Origin of the sequence: Streptomyces sp. NPDC087422 (assembly GCF_044744145.1) — a bacterium.
GTDB lineage: Bacteria > Actinomycetota > Actinomycetes > Streptomycetales > Streptomycetaceae > Actinacidiphila.
Genome location: NZ_JBIUXT010000009.1, coordinates 111,282 through 130,179, shown reverse-complemented (window position 1 = coordinate 130,179; position 18,898 = coordinate 111,282). Strand labels below are relative to the sequence as shown.

General features: G+C 71.0%; 22 protein-coding genes. 10 read left to right on the top strand and 12 right to left on the bottom strand.

Translation table 11 applies throughout. From position 1 onward, the window contains the following. Positions 1-8: 8 nt before the first annotated feature. Both ACIO6U_RS26590 and ACIO6U_RS26585 read right to left on the bottom strand, forming a co-directional pair. Entirely contained in the window at positions 9-878 is an 870-nt protein-coding gene (locus ACIO6U_RS26590) for a CoA ester lyase (RefSeq protein WP_355349394.1), read from the bottom strand. Then, the gene (locus tag ACIO6U_RS26585; RefSeq protein WP_401722910.1) at positions 875-2,083 is read right to left on the bottom strand and encodes an aldolase/citrate lyase family protein; all 1,209 of its coding nucleotides are present in this window, start codon (positions 2,081-2,083) and stop codon (positions 875-877) included. Before ACIO6U_RS26585 ends, ACIO6U_RS26590 begins: the two co-directional genes overlap by 4 nt. Positions 2,084-2,293: 210 nt before the next feature. Between ACIO6U_RS26585 and ACIO6U_RS26580 the strand changes: the two genes are divergently transcribed. Beyond that, positions 2,294-2,509, top strand: a complete 216-nt coding sequence (locus ACIO6U_RS26580; protein WP_355349388.1) for a type II toxin-antitoxin system VapB family antitoxin — start codon at positions 2,294-2,296, stop codon at positions 2,507-2,509. Beyond that, on the top strand, positions 2,506-2,928 hold the full coding sequence (locus ACIO6U_RS26575; RefSeq protein ID WP_401722907.1) for a PIN domain nuclease: 423 nt from the start codon (positions 2,506-2,508) through the stop codon (positions 2,926-2,928). The genes ACIO6U_RS26580 and ACIO6U_RS26575 overlap by 4 nt, the downstream gene beginning before the upstream one ends. 34 nt (positions 2,929-2,962) lie before the next feature. Here the strand turns inward: ACIO6U_RS26575 and ACIO6U_RS26570 are convergent, their stop codons facing one another. From ACIO6U_RS26570 to ACIO6U_RS26560, 3 genes are read right to left on the bottom strand one after another with little or no spacing between them, the layout of a single operon-like run. Further along, positions 2,963-4,003 carry a hypothetical protein gene (locus ACIO6U_RS26570; RefSeq protein WP_401722905.1) on the bottom strand — a complete coding sequence of 347 codons (1,041 nt, stop codon included), beginning with the start codon at positions 4,001-4,003 and terminating at the stop codon, positions 2,963-2,965. Then, the gene (locus ACIO6U_RS26565; protein ID WP_401722902.1) at positions 4,000-4,563 is read right to left on the bottom strand and encodes an RNA polymerase sigma factor; all 564 of its coding nucleotides are present in this window, start codon (positions 4,561-4,563) and stop codon (positions 4,000-4,002) included. Before ACIO6U_RS26565 ends, ACIO6U_RS26570 begins: the two co-directional genes overlap by 4 nt. After that, complete coding sequence (locus ACIO6U_RS26560; protein ID WP_355349376.1) at positions 4,560-4,811, bottom strand: hypothetical protein; 252 nt, start codon at positions 4,809-4,811, stop codon at positions 4,560-4,562. Before ACIO6U_RS26560 ends, ACIO6U_RS26565 begins: the two co-directional genes overlap by 4 nt. Positions 4,812-4,951: 140 nt before the next feature. Between ACIO6U_RS26560 and ACIO6U_RS26555 the strand changes: the two genes are divergently transcribed. From ACIO6U_RS26555 to ACIO6U_RS26525, 7 genes are all read left to right on the top strand, one after another. Beyond that, the gene (locus ACIO6U_RS26555) at positions 4,952-5,773 is read left to right on the top strand and encodes a helix-turn-helix domain-containing protein (RefSeq protein ID WP_401306171.1); all 822 of its coding nucleotides are present in this window, start codon (positions 4,952-4,954) and stop codon (positions 5,771-5,773) included. Continuing rightward, a complete protein-coding gene (locus ACIO6U_RS26550; RefSeq protein WP_401722899.1) occupies positions 5,770-6,108 on the top strand; it encodes a DUF397 domain-containing protein in 339 nt (112 codons plus the stop codon). The genes ACIO6U_RS26555 and ACIO6U_RS26550 overlap by 4 nt, the downstream gene beginning before the upstream one ends. Before the next feature lie 78 nt (positions 6,109-6,186). Next, the gene (locus ACIO6U_RS26545) at positions 6,187-6,663 is read left to right on the top strand and encodes an SRPBCC domain-containing protein (RefSeq protein ID WP_391050378.1); all 477 of its coding nucleotides are present in this window, start codon (positions 6,187-6,189) and stop codon (positions 6,661-6,663) included. An 82-nt stretch (positions 6,664-6,745) separates the two neighbouring features. Beyond that, positions 6,746-7,324 (top strand): RDD family protein, encoded by a 579-nt coding sequence (locus ACIO6U_RS26540; protein ID WP_355349367.1) that lies wholly within the window; start codon positions 6,746-6,748, stop codon positions 7,322-7,324. Between the two features lie 69 nt (positions 7,325-7,393). Then, positions 7,394-7,924 carry a hypothetical protein gene (locus ACIO6U_RS26535; RefSeq protein ID WP_401722895.1) on the top strand — a complete coding sequence of 177 codons (531 nt, stop codon included), beginning with the start codon at positions 7,394-7,396 and terminating at the stop codon, positions 7,922-7,924. 64 nt (positions 7,925-7,988) lie between these two features. Beyond that, positions 7,989-8,936, top strand: a complete 948-nt coding sequence (locus tag ACIO6U_RS26530; protein ID WP_391161480.1) for an RHS repeat-associated core domain-containing protein — start codon at positions 7,989-7,991, stop codon at positions 8,934-8,936. 26 nt (positions 8,937-8,962) lie between these two features. Next, on the top strand, positions 8,963-9,463 hold the full coding sequence (locus tag ACIO6U_RS26525; RefSeq protein WP_401722891.1) for a hypothetical protein: 501 nt from the start codon (positions 8,963-8,965) through the stop codon (positions 9,461-9,463). Here the strand turns inward: ACIO6U_RS26525 and ACIO6U_RS26520 are convergent. The 7 genes from ACIO6U_RS26520 to ACIO6U_RS26490 all read right to left on the bottom strand — a co-directional run bounded on the left by ACIO6U_RS26520 (position 9,456) and on the right by ACIO6U_RS26490 (position 17,025). After that, on the bottom strand, positions 9,456-9,959 hold the full coding sequence (locus tag ACIO6U_RS26520; protein WP_355348154.1) for a YfbM family protein: 504 nt from the start codon (positions 9,957-9,959) through the stop codon (positions 9,456-9,458). The genes ACIO6U_RS26525 and ACIO6U_RS26520 overlap by 8 nt on opposite strands. A 51-nt stretch (positions 9,960-10,010) precedes the next feature. Then, the gene (locus ACIO6U_RS26515) at positions 10,011-10,469 is read right to left on the bottom strand and encodes a GNAT family N-acetyltransferase (RefSeq protein WP_401722888.1); all 459 of its coding nucleotides are present in this window, start codon (positions 10,467-10,469) and stop codon (positions 10,011-10,013) included. Between the two features lie 209 nt (positions 10,470-10,678). Next, positions 10,679-11,617 (bottom strand): hypothetical protein, encoded by a 939-nt coding sequence (locus ACIO6U_RS26510; protein ID WP_401722885.1) that lies wholly within the window; start codon positions 11,615-11,617, stop codon positions 10,679-10,681. A gap of 317 nt (positions 11,618-11,934) precedes the next feature. Next, positions 11,935-12,453, bottom strand: coding sequence for a hypothetical protein (locus ACIO6U_RS26505; RefSeq protein ID WP_401722882.1), 519 nt, complete (start codon positions 12,451-12,453; stop codon positions 11,935-11,937). A gap of 229 nt (positions 12,454-12,682) precedes the next feature. After that, positions 12,683-14,296: a citramalate synthase gene (cimA, locus tag ACIO6U_RS26500; RefSeq protein ID WP_355348143.1), complete on the bottom strand. Its 1,614-nt coding sequence runs from the start codon at positions 14,294-14,296 to the stop codon at positions 12,683-12,685. Between the two features lie 363 nt (positions 14,297-14,659). Next, positions 14,660-15,748, bottom strand: a complete 1,089-nt coding sequence (locus tag ACIO6U_RS26495; RefSeq protein ID WP_355348140.1) for a branched-chain amino acid aminotransferase — start codon at positions 15,746-15,748, stop codon at positions 14,660-14,662. 233 nt (positions 15,749-15,981) lie between these two features. Continuing rightward, complete coding sequence (locus ACIO6U_RS26490) at positions 15,982-17,025, bottom strand: 3-isopropylmalate dehydrogenase (RefSeq protein WP_401722878.1); 1,044 nt, start codon at positions 17,023-17,025, stop codon at positions 15,982-15,984. Between the two features lie 165 nt (positions 17,026-17,190). Here ACIO6U_RS26490 and ACIO6U_RS26485 point away from each other — a divergent pair, with 165 nt between their 5' ends. Continuing rightward, positions 17,191-18,804: a fibronectin type III domain-containing protein gene (locus tag ACIO6U_RS26485; RefSeq protein ID WP_401722875.1), complete on the top strand. Its 1,614-nt coding sequence runs from the start codon at positions 17,191-17,193 to the stop codon at positions 18,802-18,804. Positions 18,805-18,898: the final 94 nt, after the last annotated feature.

The window sequence follows — 18,898 nt, the reverse complement described above, 5'->3', positions numbered from 1 at the left end:
CATTCGGGTCAGCGTCCGGCGACGGCCTCGGCCAGGGCGAGGACCCTGCGGGCCTCTTCCACGTGCAGATTCTCGATCATCCTGCCGTCCACGGTGACCACGCCTCGCCCCTGTGACGTGGCCTCTTCGAAGGCTTCGACGATCCGGCGGGACCTGTCGATCTCCTCCTGCGCGGGGGCGAAGATCCGGTTGCACGGTTCGAGCTGTGTGGGGTGGATCAGCGTTTTGCCGTCGAAGCCGAGCTGCCTGGCTTGTCGGGTCTCGGCTTCGAAGCCGGGCAGATCACGTACGTCGTTGTAGACACCGTCCAAGACGGCCTTGCCGCTGGCGCGGGCCGCGAGCAGGGCGAGGGACAGACCGGTGAGCAGCGGGGCCCTGCCCGGTACGTGCTCGGCGCGCAGTTCCTTGGCGAGGTCGTTGGTGCCCATGACGAGGACGGTGAGCCGCGGGGAGGCCGCCGCGATGGCCGCGGCGGCGAAGACGGCCCGCGGGGTCTCGATCATCGCCCAGATCGCGGTGCGGTCCGGGGCCCCGGCCCTCACCAGGGCCTCCTCGACCTCCCGTACGGTCTCCGGGGAGTCGACCTTCGGTACGACGACGGCGTCCGGGGCCGCTTCCGCCGCGGCCTTCACGTCGTCGGCGTGCCAGGGGGTGCCGGGCGCGTTGACCCGGACGGTCACCTCGCGGTAGCCGTACTCGCCGCTCGCCGCGGCCTCGGCGACGCGCTTGCGGGCGTCGGCCTTGGCGTCGGGGGCGACGGAGTCCTCCAGGTCGAGGATGAGGGCGTCGGTGGGGAGGGTCTTGGCCTTCTCCAGGGCGCGGTCGTTGGCGCCGGGCATGTAGAGGACGGAGCGGCGGGGGGTGATCCGGTCGTTCATCGGGTGTCCTCCTTCTCGGCCTGCCCGGCCATCTCCACTTGCTCGGCCCTCTCCACTTGCTCGGCCTTCTCCACTTGCTCGGCCTTCTCCACTTGCTCGGCCTTCTCCGCTTGCTCGGCCTTCTCCGCTTGCTCGGCGTTCTCCGCCTTCTCCGCCTTCTCCGCCGCCGCGTAGGCGTCGGCCAGCTCCGGGTCGCGGGCGGCGAGGGCGTCCGCCAGTTCCGACACCACCAGGCACTGCTTGTACGTGGCGTCGTCCTGCATCTTGCCGTCGATCATCACCGCGCCCGTACCGTCGCCCATGGCGTCGATCACCCGGCGCGCCCAGGCCACGTCCTCGGGGGCGGGCGAGAAGACCCGCTTGGCGACGGCGATCTGCACCGGGTGCAGCGACCACGCGCCGACGCACCCGAGCAGGAAGGCGTTGCGGAACTGGTCCTCGCAGGCCGTCACGTCCTGGATGTCCCCGAAGGGCCCGTAGTACGGCAGAATCCCGTGCGCGGCGCAGGCATCGACCATTCGGGCGATCGTGTAGTGCCACAGGTCCTGCTGGTACGTCGCCCGGGGCGCGCCGTCGCCCTTCGGGTCCTCCCGCACCAGGTAGCCGGGGTGTCCCCCGCCGACCCTGGTGGTCTTCATCCGGCGGCTCGCGGCGAGGTCGGCCGGCCCGAGCGACAGCCCCTGCATCCGGGGGCTCGCGCCCGCGATCTCCTCCACATTGGCCACGCCGGTCGCCGTCTCCAGGATCGCGTGCACCAGGATCGGCCGTTCGACGTGTGCCTTGGCCTCGAGCTGCGCCAGCAGCCGGTCCACGTAGTGGATGTCCGCCGCGCCCTCCACCTTCGGCACCATGATGACGTCGAGGCGGTCGCCGATCTCCGTCACCAGCGTCAGCAGGTCGTCCAGCGCCCACGGCGAGTCCAGGCTGTTGATCCGCGTCCACAACTGCGTGTCGCCGAAGTCGTTCGCCTTCGCGACCGCCACCAGGCCCTCGCGCGCCACCACCTTGCGGTCCGCCTGTACGGCGTCCTCCAGATTCCCCAGCAGCACGTCGACCTGCGGCGCCAGCGTCGGCACCTTCGCCGCCATCTTCTCGTTGCCGGGATCAAAGAAGTGGATCATCCGCGAGGGCCGGAACGGCACCTCCCGCACGGGGGCCGGTGCCCCCACGGCCAACGGCCGAAAGAAGTCCTTCGCCGAGCGCATGCCATCTCCCGTTTCATCGATCGAGGGTGGGGAGCCTACGTCTGTGCCCGCACGTATGAGCCCGCCCGCGCCCATCCGTACGCCGCTCACCTTATGACCGCGCCCTCTCCGGGTTACCCGACAGTACGTGTGCCGTTCGTCACCGGCCCGTTTTCGATATCGAGCGAGATATACTCGACACCTAAGTTGATATCACCGGAGGTGCATCATATGAGCCGGACCGTGATCGACCTGGACGACGAACTGCTCGCCGATGTGGCCCAGGCCCTTGGCACGGGCACGAAGAGAGAGACCGTCAACACAGCCCTGCGTGAGGTTTTGGAGAACCGGAGACGAGCGCTCGCCCTCACGCGTTTGCGTGCCCAAGCCGCCAACGGGGCCTTCGACTTGGAGATCTTCGAGGACAAGACGAACTACCGCCGGTGAGCGCGGCGCAGTTTCTGATCGACACCAGCGCCCTCGCACGGATCATGCGCGGCGACGCGGAGCAGTTCGGCTGGGACCAAGCGGCAGCGGCCGGTCTGATCGCCACCTGCCCGATCACCGAGTTGGAGTTCTTCTACAGCGCACGGTCGGCCGCCGACCGTGCGCAGGCCACCGCCGACATGCGCATGCTGTTCGGCTGGGTGCCCGTGGACGACCGCGCGTACGACCGCGCCTGGCAAGTGCAGGGCCTCCTCACGGAACGCGGAGAGCACCGCGGCGCCGGCGCCGTGGACTTGGTGGTCGCCGCCACAGCGGAACTGCAGGGCCTCACCCTCCTGCACCGCGACCGCGACTTCGAGCGCGTCGCGGCCGTTACCGGCCAGGCACTCCAGTGGTACGGGCCTCCGGCCGGGAAGTAGTCGGCCCCAGGGCAAGCCGGGCTCTGGGGGCCTCCTACGGGTCCACGGAGTCGGAGACGGTGGCCGAGTCGCCTCGGACGACGTAGATGGCGCTGCCCGGCGGGGACTCGTCCGAGCGGGAACGGAGGTCGGCGAGGTCGAAGCCGGGGGGCCAGCGGGTGCCGGTCTCGGTCCAGCGGACGGCGGTGAGGTCGGCGCCGCGCAGGTCGACCGAGGTGAGGTCGGTGACGGTGAAGTCGTCCAGGAGCAGCGCCATCCGCTGGTCGTCGTGGGTGACCAGGTGAGTGGCGAACTGGCTCCGCACCAGGGCGATCCGGACCGCGCCGAGGATGCGGGCGGCGCGTTCGGCCAGGGCCCTGTCGAGGCCGGGGGCGGCGGCGATCTCGTAGGCCAGATCAGCCGTCCGCGACAGGTAGGAGTCTCCTCCGGCGGCCATCCCGTGCGTCGCCTCGCGGGCGAGTCGCAGAGCCTCCCTGAGATAGCCGTCCGCGGTCAGGGGCCGGCCGGGCGCCGGTTCAGCGCGCCCGAGGAAGGTCGCCGCACGGCGGAAAGCGCTGACGAACTCGGGTTCCCTGACCATATGCCGGGCGAAGTCGAGGACCGCCGCGAGCAGGTCGACGCGGTCGAGGGCGCGCCCCCGGTCTCCGCCGTCGTCGTCCGCGAGGCGCTGTGCCAGGAAGACGGCCCGTGTACCGGCGGCGATCTGCGGCTGGCTCCGCACTTCCATGCGCCCGACGGCCGGGGTCAGCGTGGATTCAGACTTGGCCATGCCAGCAGGGAAGTTGACGTGCAGCATCGCCTCCACGAGGTTCGGACTCCTGGGCGGGGCGTACTTCGTGGTCGGGGCGGGTGGCGGCGGCGCGCCGGGAATCCGGTCCGGGTCCGGCGCGGGGAGTACGGACGCGAGGCCCGCGTCGACGTCGAGGGGCACGTCCTGCGTGAGAGCCGCGTGGCGGGACTGGAGCAGCACCTCGGACAGACCCGCCTCGATGTCGAGGACGCCGTCGAGGTCCCCGGCGAGGGAGCGGGCGTGCTCCGCGAGCAGCCGCTCGTCGTGGTGGTGTTCCGCGGTCACCGGTCGTCCTCCTCGGCGAGGAGACGCACGGCGGCGCGCCGCGCCTTCTTCAGACTGGCGCGTACGGCCTCGGGAGTCATCGCCAGTTGCTCGGCGATCTCGGCGGGCGCGTACCCGTCCAACGTCCAGGCCAGGATCTGCCGTTGGCGCGGCGGAAGACTCCGGAGCAGGGCGAGCGTCACATGCCGCTCCTCCCAGTCGGCGTACGCGTCCGGACGCGGCAGCAGCGAGGTGGGTTCCGGCACCTCGTCCACCGGGTCCTCCCGGACCGCCGCCGTCTTGCGGGCGAGCGCGCGGGCGGCGACGGTGCGGACGTACGCGCGCGGAGTGCGGACCGTGGTCCAGTAGCGGTGGACCTGGATCATCGCCTCCTGCGCCATGTCGGCCGCGACGGCCAGCGCGGCCCCGTGGTGCAGCAGAAAGACGACGAGGCCGCGTATCTCGGCGCGGTAGAAGTCCGAGAACTCCTCGTCCACGGTGCCGCGTACGCGCTCGGGGGCGCCGGTCTCCCCCGGTAAGCGCTGTGCCGACGCGGTGGTCGGCGGTTCATGGTCGGTCACGTGCTCTCATCGTCCCTTCGGCCCGCCGCGCGGCTGATCGTCAGGTGGAGCCGGTGGCCGCCACCGCGTGCGTCGTCCAGTTCCAGCCGGTCCCCCGCCCCGAGGCCGTTGACGGCCTCGGCGAGATACGCGGCGCGCGCGTGCTCGTAACGCGCCCGCCAGCGCAGCCGCAGCCAATACCCCAGCAGCGCGCACCCCTTGGCCGTGAGGACCGAGAGAACGGTGACGGCAAGCGTGGCCCGGTCCATGGTGTCCCTCCCCGAGGGGCCGTGGATTTCGGCCCGCTACAGAAGAAGAGGCGCGGGACCGTACCCCGCGTGAACCCGTACAACCGGACTGTACGAGCCGGACGAGGGTGGCGCGGGTTTGGGACGGAAATAGAGATCGCATGCCCTACGGAAAGCGACCACGAAAAAACTCAGCGTGGCGCGTCATCGGCGCCACGGTCGGCCAGTTCAGGCGTGCGAGCGGTATGTCGCAGCAGCGGCTCGCCGACGAGGTGAATCTCAGCCTGGACCAGATCGCATCGATCGAGCAGGGCCGCAGACCGCTCGGCCTGCGGCTGGCCCGCCAGCTCGACCAGTTGCTCCGCACGAGCCAGACGCTGGAGGTGGCCGTCGCCGAAGTCCCGCAGGCGGAGCGGTATCCGCTGTTCGCGCAGGACTACATGGAGGAGGAGCCGCTGGCGCTGAGCCTGATGTCGTACGAGACGGTCGTCGTCCCCGGCCTGCTCCAGACCGAGGAGTACGTCCGAGCGGTGATCAACCAGGTCTACCCGCCCCTGAGCCCGGACGAGATCGAGGAACGGATCGCGGACCGCTTGGCGCGGCTGAAGGTCTTCGACCGCAAGCCCCCGCCGAACATGACGCACGTCATCGAGGAGTCGATCCTTCACCGTCCGATCGGTGGAAGGACGACGCTGCGCCGCCAGATCCAGCACCTGCGGGCGCTGGCCGATTTACCCTTCGTCACCATCCAGATCATGGCGACTGACTGCGAGCATCATGCGGGGCTGGCCGGGCCCATGGTGCTGCTGGAGACGCCCGCACACGAACACTTGGCGTACATCGAGGGACAGCGCGTCAGCGTCCTCGTCGATGATCCAGATGAAGTCAGCGTGCTCCAGCAGAAATATGGGATGCTGCGTGCGCAGGCCCTCACTCCCGAGGAGAGCAAGCGCCTGCTGGACGATCTGCTAGGAGAGCAATGAACCGCGCAGCACGGCCGAGCCCCTCCCCCGACCTCGTCTGGGTCAAGTCCAGCTTCAGCAGCGACGAGGGCGGGAACTGCATCGAATTCGCCTACGACTGGCGCAAGTCCTCGTACAGCGGCAGCGAGGGCGGGAACTGCGTTGAGGTCGCGTGCGACTGGCACAAGTCCTCACACAGCACCGGCGACGGCGGCAACTGCGTCGAGGTCGCCGCGCATCCGCAGGCGATTCACATCCGCGACTCGAAGGACCCCGAGGGCCCGGCGCTCACCGTCACGCCCGCCGCGTGGTCGGCGTTCGTGACGTTCGCCGCCGCGCAGCAGCCCGCGCTCTGACGTATCGGGCGACACGTCCGACGGATCGCCCGCACGGCGTGAGTGCGGGCGCCGACGTTGCGGTCCTAGACTCGGCTCATGGGTAGGACCGACCGCGCCAGCCGGGTGATCGCGGCACCACCGGCGACCATCTACGGCGCCCTCATCGACCGCGACTCCCTCGAAGCCTGGCTGCCGCCGGACGGTATGCGCGGCCGGATCGAGCACTGGGACCCCCGCCCCGGCGGCGGCTTCCGTATGGTGCTCACGTATCTCGACGCGGCCGACAGTCCGGGCAAGTCCTCGGACGCGACGGACGTCGTCACGGTCGCCTTCACGCAATTGGTCCCGCACCGCCGCGTCGTCCAGCAGGCCGTCTTCGAGGCGGACGACCCTCTGTATGCGGGCACCATGACGATGACCTGGTCTCTCACGCCCACCGACGACGCCGGAGACGCCACCGAGGTCGCCGTCACCGCAACCGACGTACCGCCCGGTATCGACCAGGCCGACCACGAAACCGGCATCGCCTCCTCGCTCGCCAACCTCGCCACGTACGTCGAACCGATCGGCTGACCGGCCCCGGCTGGGCGAGTGGTACGCAATCGTTGCAGGTAGAGGGTTGTCTCCTGCCGGTAGGCCCTGTGTACTCGGCGGCATGAGTGACAGACAGCCACCTCCATACGACGGCGACAACGGCGGACAGTCCGGCCCCTGGGAGCACAACCCGCAGGGGCAGCAACAGCCCAACCCCTATGGCCAGCCCGGCCCTTACGGGCAGGGACCCATACCGTCCTACCCCGGCGGCGGCCAGCCTGACGTCGCGAACTACGGTCAACAGCCGACCGGAATGCCCCCGTTGGCCAACTGGGGGGCGCGGGCGGGTTCGTATCTCATCGACGCGCTCATCCTCGGTGTCCCGTACGCGATCCTGCGCTTCGGCATCGGCGGCACGGCCGGGGCCCTGCTGGGCGCGGTCGTCGCCCTGGCCGGTTCGATCTACTTCTCCTACATGGAGGGTACGACCGGGCAGACGCCGGGCAAGAAGGTCGTGGGCACCCGCACGCTGCGCGAGGCGGACGGCCAGGTCCTCGGCTTCGGTCTGGCCTTCGGCCGGCGCCTGCTGCACATCCTGGACGCTCTGCCCTGCTACCTCGGCTTCCTGTGGCCCGCCTGGGACGCCAAGAAGCAGACCTTCGCGGACAAGATCGTCCACTCCGTCGTCATCAAGCCCTGACCCGCACCCTGTTGTCCGTGTGCCCCGGCCCTGCCGCCGGGGCGCCCGGACACGGATAGGCCCGCCTCCATGGACTGGGACCGCGAACGTCCCTGGCGCGACAACATATGGGTCCGCCTCGCGCCCGCCGTGCTCTACGTCGCCGTGTGCCTGTTCTGGCTGCCCGCCCCCACCGTCCCGCTCGTCGGCGGCATGGCCGGCGGCTTGGTGTTCGCGTGGCGAGACTTGAGAAGCCGGCGGCACATCGCCTCAGAGACCGGGCTCACCCCCCGGCAGGTCGCCGTGGCCGCCCGCCTCATGCGCAAGGAGGTCATCCCCTCCGACCCCGCGGCCCGCCACGCCATGACCCTCCTCCTGCACCGCCAACGCCGGGCAGCCCGCACCACCCGCCGCCTGGCGCTCGCCCTCGCCACCCTCTTCGGCGCCCTGGGCGCCGCCGTGCTCCTGTGGGGCCCCACCGCCAAGGACCTCGCCGCCATCTACCTGGCCCTCGCCGCCCTCCTTCTCCTCACCGCCCTCCCCTCCACCCGCCGCACCACCCACCGCCTGGCCCGCACCGAAGCCCACCTCACCCCGCCCCCTCCCCTGCTGGAGCAGTGATCCGCAGGCCGCGACCACCTGTTCCGGTCATCGGGAACCCCGCCGCAGTTCCCACACGTCACTCATGACCGAGGTGAAACAATGCCCCGGAGCTGACGGGGACCACGGGGGGACGGGCGTCACCACGCCGGACGGCAGCGTCTGGCGCTATCTGTACGACGCGCTGGGCCGCCGGATCGCCAAGCAGCAGTGGGGCGACAGCGGCCTCATCGCGGAGACCGTGTTCGTCTGGGACGGCGCGCGCATGACGGAAGAGGTGACGGGGCAGGCCGCCACGACCTGGGAGTACGCGCCTGGCACACACCGTCCGCTGGCCCAGATCGACGAACGCTTCTACGCCATCGTCACCGATCTCATCGGTGCCCCCAGCGAACTCATCGGCTCCGACGGCGATGTGGCGTGGCGGAGCACGCGCACGGTATGGGACCGGCAACCAGCCGTCGACGGGCAGACCGACTGCCCGCTGCGCTTCCCCGGCCAGTACGCCGACGCCGAGACCGGACTCCACTACAACCATCTGCGGTATTACGACCCGGTCACCGCCCGCTACCAGAGCCCCGATCCCCTCGGCCTGGTCCCGGCTCCCAACCACCACACGTATGTGGAGAATCCATACGACGAGATCGACCCGTTCGGCCTGAGTCCCTGTACGGAACTGGGTCGCGCCCTCAAGCCGGGCGAGATCTTCATCTACCGTGCCGTCCAGGCCAAGGAGCTGGCACAGCTGCTCAAGACGCGGCGGTTCGAGAACGTCCTCGGCATCGAGACCAAGTACTTCTCGACGACGATGGAGGGCGCGGCGGCTTATGCCCGGGCCGCGTTCAAGGCGTACAAGGAAGAAGGTCCTTATACCCTGGTCAGATCGGTGATCCACAAGGACGCGATCAACCCCGAGAGCCTGATCGACCACCTGGCGGACGCGGGCGGCGGAATCGACGCTCTGGCCCTGTCCGTGGAAGAGATGGCCCACGCGGGACGAGTTCGCATCCTTCCCTTCATGCCCCTGCCCTGATGCACCCCTTCTGAGTGGAACGCGACGTGGACATCATCATCGTTTCGGACAACGCACGGCTTCTTGAGGTGTGGCGGCGGCATTTGGGGGATGGTCTGCCGGTGGAGTTGTGGGAGGCCGAGGCCCGGGATGTGGGCGCTGATGCCGTGATGGTGGCCGGGGTGTTCGCGCACGGGCGGTACGGGGGGAGGCCGACGCCGGGGCGGGCGCAGATTTTGCGGAACGTGCGGGGGGACGGTTATCCGGGTCTTGTCGTGGTGCCCGCCACGCGCCCGGCGATGCTGGACGGCGAGGGGCGACCGGTGGTGCGGCCGGAGTACGCCGACGTCAGCCCCGCGTATTTCGGGGTGTCGCGGGCGCTCGAGGCGGTGCGGGAGTGGAACGCGGGCGGGGAGGTGCCGCGAGTGGACGTACTGCTGTTTCCGCTCGGGCTGTTGGGAATGGAGTCCGTCGAGGACACGGCTACGCCGGAGGCCGTGGGGAGGGCGGTGCGTGAGGGTAGGGAGGCGCTGGGAGGGGCTAGCTGAGCCAGAGGGCTATCGCGTCGCCTTCGGCGGCTGCCGCTTGGAAGAAGGGGACGAGGGCCTCGTAGTGCTGGGTCGCGTATTCGAGCGTTTCGAGGGCCTCGCCCTCGACGCTCGGGTAGAGGACGCCCTCTTCGACCTCGGCTTCGGTGAGGTCCTTGGTGAGGGCGGCGGCGGGGAGTGCGGTCAGGGCGGCAGCGGCCGTGCGGACCTGGTCGGGGGTGAGGTAACGGGGCGGGCCGTAGCCCCAGTCGCCGGCGCCGGGTATCGGCTGGCCGCCGTGGACGATGTCGAGCGGGAACTCGATCCGCCGGAACAGGAAGTCCAGGGCGTCCCACGCCTTGTCGATGTCGAGACAGCGCGGCTGACCCGCGCCCGTGGTCTCCTCCGATTCGGCGTACATCAGGTCGAAGACGAACTCCTGCGTCCAGTCCGGTTCCCGGACGGCGCGGTCGAGTTCGGCGGGTGTCAGACGTGCGTAGTTCTCGATCATGCCCATGCGTCGCATGCTAGCGCCGGGGTCTGACACCCGCCGCCCCTGGAAAGGGGGTTACGGCCAGCGCATGGAGAGGTCGGGCTCCTTCTCCATGTTGCGGGAGCCGTCGTTGGTGTCGACCAGCGTGAAGCCGTGGTGCTCGTAGAAGGCGCGGGCGTCGGTGTTGCGCTGGAAGGCGAAGAGGGTGAGGCCGGCGGGGCTGTGCGCCTTGGCGCGGGCGAGGAGGCGGCTGCCGATGCCCTGGCGGCGCACCTCCGCCAGGAGGTAGAGGGCGTCGAGGACCCCGTCCTCGACGGACGCGTAGCCGACGACGGCGCCGCCCTGCTCGGCCACCCACACCGCCGAGCCGGGCAGCACGATGTCCCGCACCCACGCCTCCACTTGGGCGTCCGTCCGCTTGCGCGGCGGCAGGTACGGCATGGTCACCTCGCGCGAGGCGACGTGGACGTGCGCGATGGCGGCGGCGTCGGCCGCCACCGCGTCCCTGACGATGGTCTCGGGGGTGTCTGTCACCCGCGTGACCTTACGTATCGGGGGCCGTGGGCTCGACCCATTTTCCGTCACCCCTGCCAGGACGGCCCCGCCCGGGACGGTCCCGCCCAGGACGGCTGCCGCCGTGGGCGGGGCTCGGGGTGCTGGCCGCGTGGGCGGCGGCGGCCCTGCTCGGGGGCGGGGTGCTGCTGCGGGGACGGGACGCGTGACGGAGCAGGGGGCCGCGCTCCTCACAGGGCGGGCAGGTGCAGGCGGCCCCGGCCCTCCCGCACGTGGGGCAGGACGGTCGGGTCGCCGACCAGCGCGCCGTCCAGGTCCGTCGTCACGCGCAGGGCGTGTTTGCCGAGGTAGACGGGGCCCGGCTCGGGCTCGTCGCGGTAGAGGACGAAGCCGGTGACGCGGTCGACGCGGTTCGGGAGCAGCCGCCACACGCCGGTCGCGGAGCACACCGTCGCCTCCGGGACCGCCTCGGCCAGCCACGCGGCGGCGCTCGCCTCCACGGCGGCGGCGAAGCGCTGGCTGTCGTCGAAGGGGCGGACGAGGTCGAGGCGCCCCGAGCCGGGGACGGGGACGCCGTCGCGCCATTCGAACCAGGCGCGGTAGTACGGGCGTTGGCCGGACAGGGCGGCGAGCCGCCGCCTCGCGGTCACCCGCAGCAGCGTCGGGGCGCTCGGGTCCCGGTCCTTCAGGCCCGCCACCAGGTCGGGGTGGGCGATCAGTACGGTCGTGGGCGTGGCGCCGGACCAGCGGGTCAGGCACGCGGCGATACGGGTGAGGAGGTCGTCGACCGTTCCGTTACGGGGGTCGGCCGCGATCCACGGCTCGGCGACGACGTTGCCGAGGGCGTACACCTCGTAACCGCCTTCGCGGAACGCCGCGTCGAGGTCGCGCCAGGTACGCGCCCGGTCCAGGGCGTCCGCCACCGCCTTGCGCAGCTCGTCCTCTTCCGGCTCCGCCCGGTCCACCCTCAGCCGCACGACGGCGTCCGGGTCGTCCGTCACCCGGAACATCACCTCGGCGCCGCCGGCCGCGGGGAAGCGGGAACGCGCGCCGTAGACGGCCAGTCGGCCGGGGAAGAGGCGGTCGCCCATGCGGGCCGCCGTGCGGCGCTGCCGCCGCGTGCCGAGCAGACCTGTCGCCGCTCCGAGCAGCATCACCAACCACAGCACGGGGGGCTCCTTTCGCCTACCCCGACGCTAGCCGTCCGCCTCCGGCGCGGGCCTGAGCATCCGTACTCATCCTTCCCGGGGCGCGGCCCCGTGCGGTTCCTCTGCTGTGGGGCGGTTCGCCGATCTTTTGAGGGGCGCGGGGAGCCGCGCGCTCAGCCGCCGACGGTGGCGCGGCCTTTTGAAGACCGGCGCCAGCGGGGCAGATGCCGTTGTCCTCGGGCTGACAGCCCGGTGGGGGCTGGTCGCGCGGTTCCCCGCGCCCCCGAGAACAAGGCCCTGCGCTGTGGCAGCGCACGTTCCCCGCGCCCCGGAGGGGGTCAGCAGCCGCCGCAGGTGTAGAACAGGGCGTCCCAGTGGCTGCCCTCGTCGGCGTAGATGTTGCCGGAGGCAGCCTGGTACTGGGGGTAGCCGTCACCGCGGAGACCGATGTAGGTGAAGGCGCTGTGGATGTAGTTGGTGATGCAGGTGTTCTTGCCGAAGTCGAGCTTGTAGCCGTTCCAGTGGGAGTACGTGCCGCTGGCGTGGCCGGTCTCGGTGCCGCCGGTGATGTTGAGGGCGCAGCCGCTGGCGTGCTTGAGGGTGACGGCGCCCTGGGCGGTGGTGAGGTTGAGCTGGTCGAAGGACGTACACGTCGAGACGTTGCGGTTGGAGCAGCCGCCGGAGGACGACCAGGTGATGCCCGCGCCGCTGAACATGCTCGTCGCCTGGGCGTGGGTGAGCTTGGTGACGGCGAACGCGTCGGTGGAGCTGGCCAGTCCGATGCCGGGGGCGAACACCGCGGTGACGACGAGAGTCAGGACACTGAGCACGGATCGGGCGCGCAGACGTAGCGTCATGCGATTCCTCCTGCTGTTTCCGCTGGGGTGGGTGGTGTGCGGGTGACCGGTGTGCAGGTGGCGCAGGAGGAGTGTGCCCGAGCTCTACGCGCGTCCGCCAGTGTCCGCACATGAACGGTCCCGGTCGCGGGGAACACGACCGGGACCCGGAGCACGGCAAAGACCGGCAAAGACCGGTAAAGGCCGGTAAACGGCCCGCGAGGGGTGACGCCCAGGGGGCCAAATCCCGCTACTGCTCCTGGGGTTCGAGGCCCGCGCGCAGCAGCCCGTACGTGTACGCGTCGTCAAGTGCCGCCCAGGACGCGGCGATCACGTTGTCCGCGACGCCGACCGTGGACCACTCGGCGGCGCCGTCCGTGGTGGTGATCAGGACGCGGGTGGTGGAGTCGGTGCCCGAACGGCCTTCGAGGATACGGACCTTGTAGTCGACCAGCGCGAAGGCGGCGAGCTGCGGGTAGATCCGGCCGAGGGCCGCGAGCAGGGCGCGGTCCAGGGCGTTGACCGGGCCGTTGCCCTCGGCGGTGGCGACGATGCGCTCGCCCTTGGCCCACATCTTCACCGTCGCCTCGTTGGCGTGGGTGCCGTCGGGGCGGTCCTCGGTGATGACGCGCCAGGACTCGGTGCGGAAGAAGCGGCGCGGGCCGCCGTTCTCAGCGCGTTCCAGCTCCTCGCGCAGCAGCAGCGCGAACGACGCGTCGGCGGCCTCGTAGGTGTAGCCCTTCAGCTCGCGTTCCTTGACGCGCGCGACGACCCGGCCGACCAGCTCGCGGTCGCCGCCGAGGTCGATGCCGAGTTCCTTGCCCTTGAGCTCGATGGAGGCGCGGCCCGCCATGTCGGAGACCAGCATCCGCATGGTGTTGCCGACCTGCTCGGGGTCGATGTGCTGGTAGAGGTCGGGGTCGACCTTGATCGCGGAGGCGTGCAGACCGGCCTTGTGCGCGAAGGCGGAGACGCCGACGTAGGGCTGGTGGGTGGAGGGCGGCAGGTTGACGACCTCGGCGATGGCGTGCGAGATGCGGGTCATCTCGCCGAGCGTGCCGGGCGGCAGGACGCGGCGGCCGTGCTTGAGCTCCAGCGCGGCGACCACCGGGAAGAGGTTGGAGTTGCCGACGCGCTCGCCGTAGCCGTTGGCGGTGCACTGGACGTGGGTGGCGCCCGCGTCCACGGCGGCCAGGGTGTTGGCGACCGCGCAGCCGGTGTCGTCCTGCGCGTGGATGCCCAGGCGCGCGCCGGTGTCGGCCAGGACCAGCCCGGTGACGGCCTGGACCTGGGCGGGCAGCATCCCGCCGTTGGTGTCGCACAGGACGACGACGGACGCGCCCGCCTCGTGCGCGGCCCGTACGACGGCGGTGGCGTAGGCGGCGTTGGCCTTGTAGCCGTCGAAGAAGTGCTCGCAGTCGACGAAGACGCGGCGCCCTTGGGCGACGAGGTGGGAGACGGTGTCCGTCACCATCGCCAGGTTCTCTTCGAGAGTGGTGCGCAGGGCCAGTTCCACATGCCGGTCGTGGGACTTGGCGACCAGGGTGATGACCGGGGCGCCGGAGTCCAGCAGGGCCTTGACCTGCGGGTCCTGCGCGGCGACCGCGTTGGGGCGGCGGGTGGCGCCGAAGGCCACCAGCGTCGCGTGTTTCAGGTCCAGTTCGGTGGCGGCGCGGGCGAAGAACTCGGTGTCGCGGGGATTGGCGCCGGGCCAGCCGCCCTCGATGAACCCCACTCCGAAGTCGTCCAGGTGCCGGGCGATCGTCAGCTTGTCGGCGACGGTGAGGTTGATTCCCTCGCGCTGGGCGCCGTCGCGCAGCGTGGTGTCGAAGACGTGGAAGCTGTCGTCCAGTTCGGCGGTCATGGCTGTCGTAACTCCTGTCGGGTGAGTGGGTTCCCGTCCTGACATGCGGATATCGGGAGGATCCAGCTCCACTTGCCCCCATCGTCCCTCGCGCCCCGCCTCCCGGCGGTGGTGGGCCGGAAAACGAAAAAACCTCTCGCGGATGCGAGAGGTCTGCACGCGGGTCTGGGCGGGTGACGCTCCCCTGTGGTCAGGGGATCAGTCACTGCGGACCGGCGTGCCTGCGGCCAATAATCACGTTGGCGTACGGGTGCACGTTGGCAGTGTGCCACAAACCGGCCCGCTCGGGACGCCGGTCTCACCATTCGGTCGCTTCTCTGCTGGGCGGCGCCTCGCGGTCCGACGCGCCGCCCCCGCCCGCGCTCAGCCGCCCAGCGGGTGCATCCAGCCGTACGGGTCGGCGGCCCGGCCGCCCTGGATGTCGAGAAGCGCCTCCCGTAGGCGCATGGTGACCGCGCCGGGCGCGCCGTCGGCCACCGGCCAGCTCGCGCGGGTGGACTTGACGGACCCGACCGGAGTGATCACGGCGGCGGTGCCGCACGCGAAGACCTCGGTGAGGGTGCCGTCCGCGGCGTCCCGCTTCCAGTCGTCCACGGAGATCCGGCCCTCGCCGACCTCGTAGCCGAGGTCCGCGGCGATGGTGAGGAGGGAGTCGCGCGTGATGCCCGGCAGGAGGGAGCCGGACAGCTCGGGGGTGACGATGCGGTTGCCGTACACGAAGTACAGGTTCATGCCGCCCATCTCCTCGATCCAGCGGCGCTCGATCGCGTCGAGCCAGACCACCTGGTCGCAGCCGTGCTCGATGGCCTGGGCCTGGGCGACGAGGGAGGCGGCGTAGTTGCCGCCCGCCTTCGCGGCGCCGGTGCCGCCGGGCGCGGCGCGCACGTACTCCTCGGACAGCCACACCGAGACCGGCTTGACGCCGCCGGAGAAGTAGGAACCGGCCGGGGAGGCGATCACCAGGAAGAGGTACTCGTTGGCCGGGCGCACCCCGAGGCCGACCTCGGTGGCGATCATGAAGGGCCGCAGGTACAGGGACGCCTCGCCCGCGTCCGGCACCCACGCCTTCTCCTGCCTGACCAGCACGTCGCACGCCTCGATGAAGGTCTCGACCGGCAGCTCGGGCATCGACAGGCGGCGCGCGGAGGACTGGAAGCGCCGCGCGTTGGCCTCGGGCCTGAAGGTGGCCACGGTGCCGTCGGGCTGGCGGTACGCCTTCAGGCCCTCGAAGATCGTCTGCGCGTAGTGCAGCGTCATGTTCGCCGGGTCGATCGAGAGCGGGGCGTACGGCACGAGCTGGGCGTCGTGCCAGCCGCGGCCCTCGGTCCACTTGATGGTGACCATGTGGTCGGTGAAGTACCGCCCGAAGCCGGGGTCGGCCAGGATCGCCTCGCGCTCGGCGGCGGCCAGCGGGTGGGCGGAGGGCTTCAGCTCGATCGTGGGTGTCGTCATGTCCGTGTCCTTCGCCGTGTTCGCTGTCGTTCGCCGTCGTGCGCTGGCAGGTGCTGTCAGCGCAGGTCAGCCGTTGTCGTTCGCCGTCGTGGCGGCGGGGACACCGGGACAGGTCCTAGGACGTCCGAGCATCCGGTCGCACCGCGGCCCCACCGCCGATTATCGCAGCGGTGGGGCCGGGTACCTACAGGTGGGGCCGGGGCAGCCCCTGGCCTCGAGGTCGGACCGCCGCGTCAGGCGGATACCCGGGCGGCCAGCGCGTCGCCGATCGCGACCGTGCTGCGGGCGGGCTGTCCGGTGCGCTCGGACAGGTCGGCCTGGACGGCGGCGTCGATCCGCTCGGCCTCGTCCTCGTAACCGAGGTGCCGCAGGAGCAGGGCGACCGAGAGCACGGTGGCGGTCGGGTCGGCCTTGGACTGGCCCGCGATGTCGGGCGCGGAGCCGTGCACCGGCTCGAACATCGAGGGGAAGTCGCGGCTGGGGTTGATGTTGCCGCTGGCGGCCACGCCGATGCCGCCGGAGACGGCCGCGGCCAGGTCGGTGATGATGTCGCCGAAGAGGTTGTCGGTGACGATCACGTCGAACCGCTCGGGCTGCGTGACGAGGAAGATCGTCGCCGCGTCCACGTGCAGGTAGTCGGTGCTGACCTCGGGGAACTCGGCGCCGACCTGCTCGAAGATCCGGGTCCACAGGTGGCCCGCGTACACGAGCACGTTGTTCTTGTGCACGAGCGTGAGCTTCTTGCGGGGGCGGGCCTGGGCGCGGGCGTACGCGTCGCGCACCACGCGCTCGATGCCGAAGGCGGTGTTCAGGCTGACCTCGGTGGCCACCTCGTGCTCGGTGCCGGTCCTGATCGAGCCGCCGTTGCCGGTGTACGGGCCCTCGGTGCCCTCGCGGACCACGACGAAGTCGATCTCCGGGGTGCCCGCGAGCGGCGAGGCGACACCGGGGAACAGCTTGCTCGGCCGCAGATTCACATGGTGGTCGAAGGCGAAGCGGAGCTTGAGCAGGAAGCCGCGCTCCAGCACGCCCGACGGCACCGACGGGTCGCCGATCGCGCCCAGCAGGATCGCGTCGTGCGCCTTGAGCCGGCCGAGGTCGTCGTCGGTCAGCGTCTGACCGGTGGCGTGGTAGCGCTTCGCGCCGAAGTCGAACTCCTCCGTCTCCAGCTTGACGTCCTGCGGAAGCACGGCGGCAAGGACCTTGAGGCCCTCCGTCACGACTTCCTGGCCGATTCCGTCACCGGGGATCACTGCGAGGCTGATGCTGCGAGACATGCCGTGCACCCTACTCCGCGTCCCAGCCCCTGACACGGCGTGTCCGCATGCCGGACGACCGGAGGTATCCGGCATCCTGGGCGTCAGCCGGTCGCCACGCCGCGTTCACCGCGCGGACGGACGCCAGTCGGGCCACGGTAGGACGGCGCTGGGAGATTGCGCGTCATGGACACACCACAGATGGGTATCGACGCCAGGCTCGCCGGTCGGATGAGCATGGCGGAGCAGCACGAATACCTGCGCGCCAAGCTGACCCGCCGCCGGGTCATCGGCGGCAGTGTCGCGGCCGCGGGCACGATCGCCGCCTCCGGCCTCCTCAGCGGCGTCGCCGCCGCGAGCACCCCGAGCCCCGGCGCGGGCCCGACGCTGCTCGGCCGGCCCGCCACCGGGCACCACGTCGACGGCGCGCTGGTCGCCCCGTTCGGCCGCCACCTCGCCTTCGGCCCCGACCCGAAGACCCAGTTCCGGGTCTCCTGGCAGGTGCCGCTCGCGGTCCGCAGGCCGTTCCTGCGGGTCGGTCTCCAGCCCTGGTCGCTCAGCCACAAGATCGAGGCGGAGGTGCGGGCGCTGCACACCCCGCAGCTCCTCAACAGCAAGCTGCCGCCGGTCGACCAGTACTACCTGCACGTGGCGCTGGACAAGCTGCGTCCCGACACCACCTACTACTACGGCGTCGGCCACGAGGGCTTCGACCCGGCGGACGCCGCCGCCTTCGCGACCGTGGGTTCCTTCACCACCGCTCCCTCGCAGAGCAAGCGGGAGCGCTTCACCTTCACCGCCTTCGGCGACCAGGGCGTCAGCTACCACGCACTGGCCAACGACTCGCTGATCCTGGCCCGCAACCCGGCCTTCCACCTGCACGCGGGTGACATCTGCTACGCCGACCCGGACGGCGCGGGCCTGCCCGCGGACGGCGCGGACTACGACGCGCGCACCTGGGACTCCTTCCTCGCGCAGACCGAGTCGGTGGCCGCGCGGGTGCCGTGGATGGTGACCACCGGCAACCACGACATGGAGGCCTGGTACTCGCCCAACGGCTACGGCGGCCAGGAGGCCCGCTGGGCGCTGCCCGGCAACGGCCACGACCCGAAGAACCAGCCGGGCTCGTACTCCTTCGTCTACGGCAACACCGCGGTGATCGCGCTGGACGCCAACGACGTCTCGTACGAGATCCCGGCCAACTACGGGATCACCGGCGGCAAGCAGACCGCGTGGCTGGACCGGACGCTCGGCCAGTACCGCAAGCAGCACGGCATCGACTTCCTGGTGGTCTTCTTCCACCACTGCGCGTACTCGACCACCAACGCGCACGCCTCGGACGGCGGTGTGCAGGCGCAGTGGGTGCCGCTGTTCGAGAAGCACCGGGTGGACCTGGTGATCAACGGCCACAACCACGTGTACGAGCGGACCGACGCGATCCGCGGCGGGCAGGTGTCCCGGCAGGTGGCGATCGGTGCGACGACCCGGCCGGAGACGGACGGCGTCGTCTATGTGACCGCGGGCGGCGCGGGCCGCAGCCTGTACGACTTCCCGGCGCCGGACTCGGTGGAGGGCGCGGAGCACCACGTGGACTCGGTCACGACGTGGCACTCCGCGAAGGGCGGCGGCAAGGTCGCCGACACCGTCGAGTGGTCGCGGGTCCGCTACACCGGCTACTCGTTCATCTCCGTGGACGTCGAGCCCGCGCGGCCGGGGCGGGAGTCGACCCTGACCGTGTCCGCGCTGGCGGAGACGGGTGCGCGGATCGACCACTTCACGGTGGCGCGGCGCGCGCGGTAGGGCCGGAACCGTGAGACCGGTGGTGTGGAGCCGGTCTCATGAGGCCGGGCCACGGGGCCGGCCGCGGGCCGCGCGCCGCTCGTGCGGGGTGCGG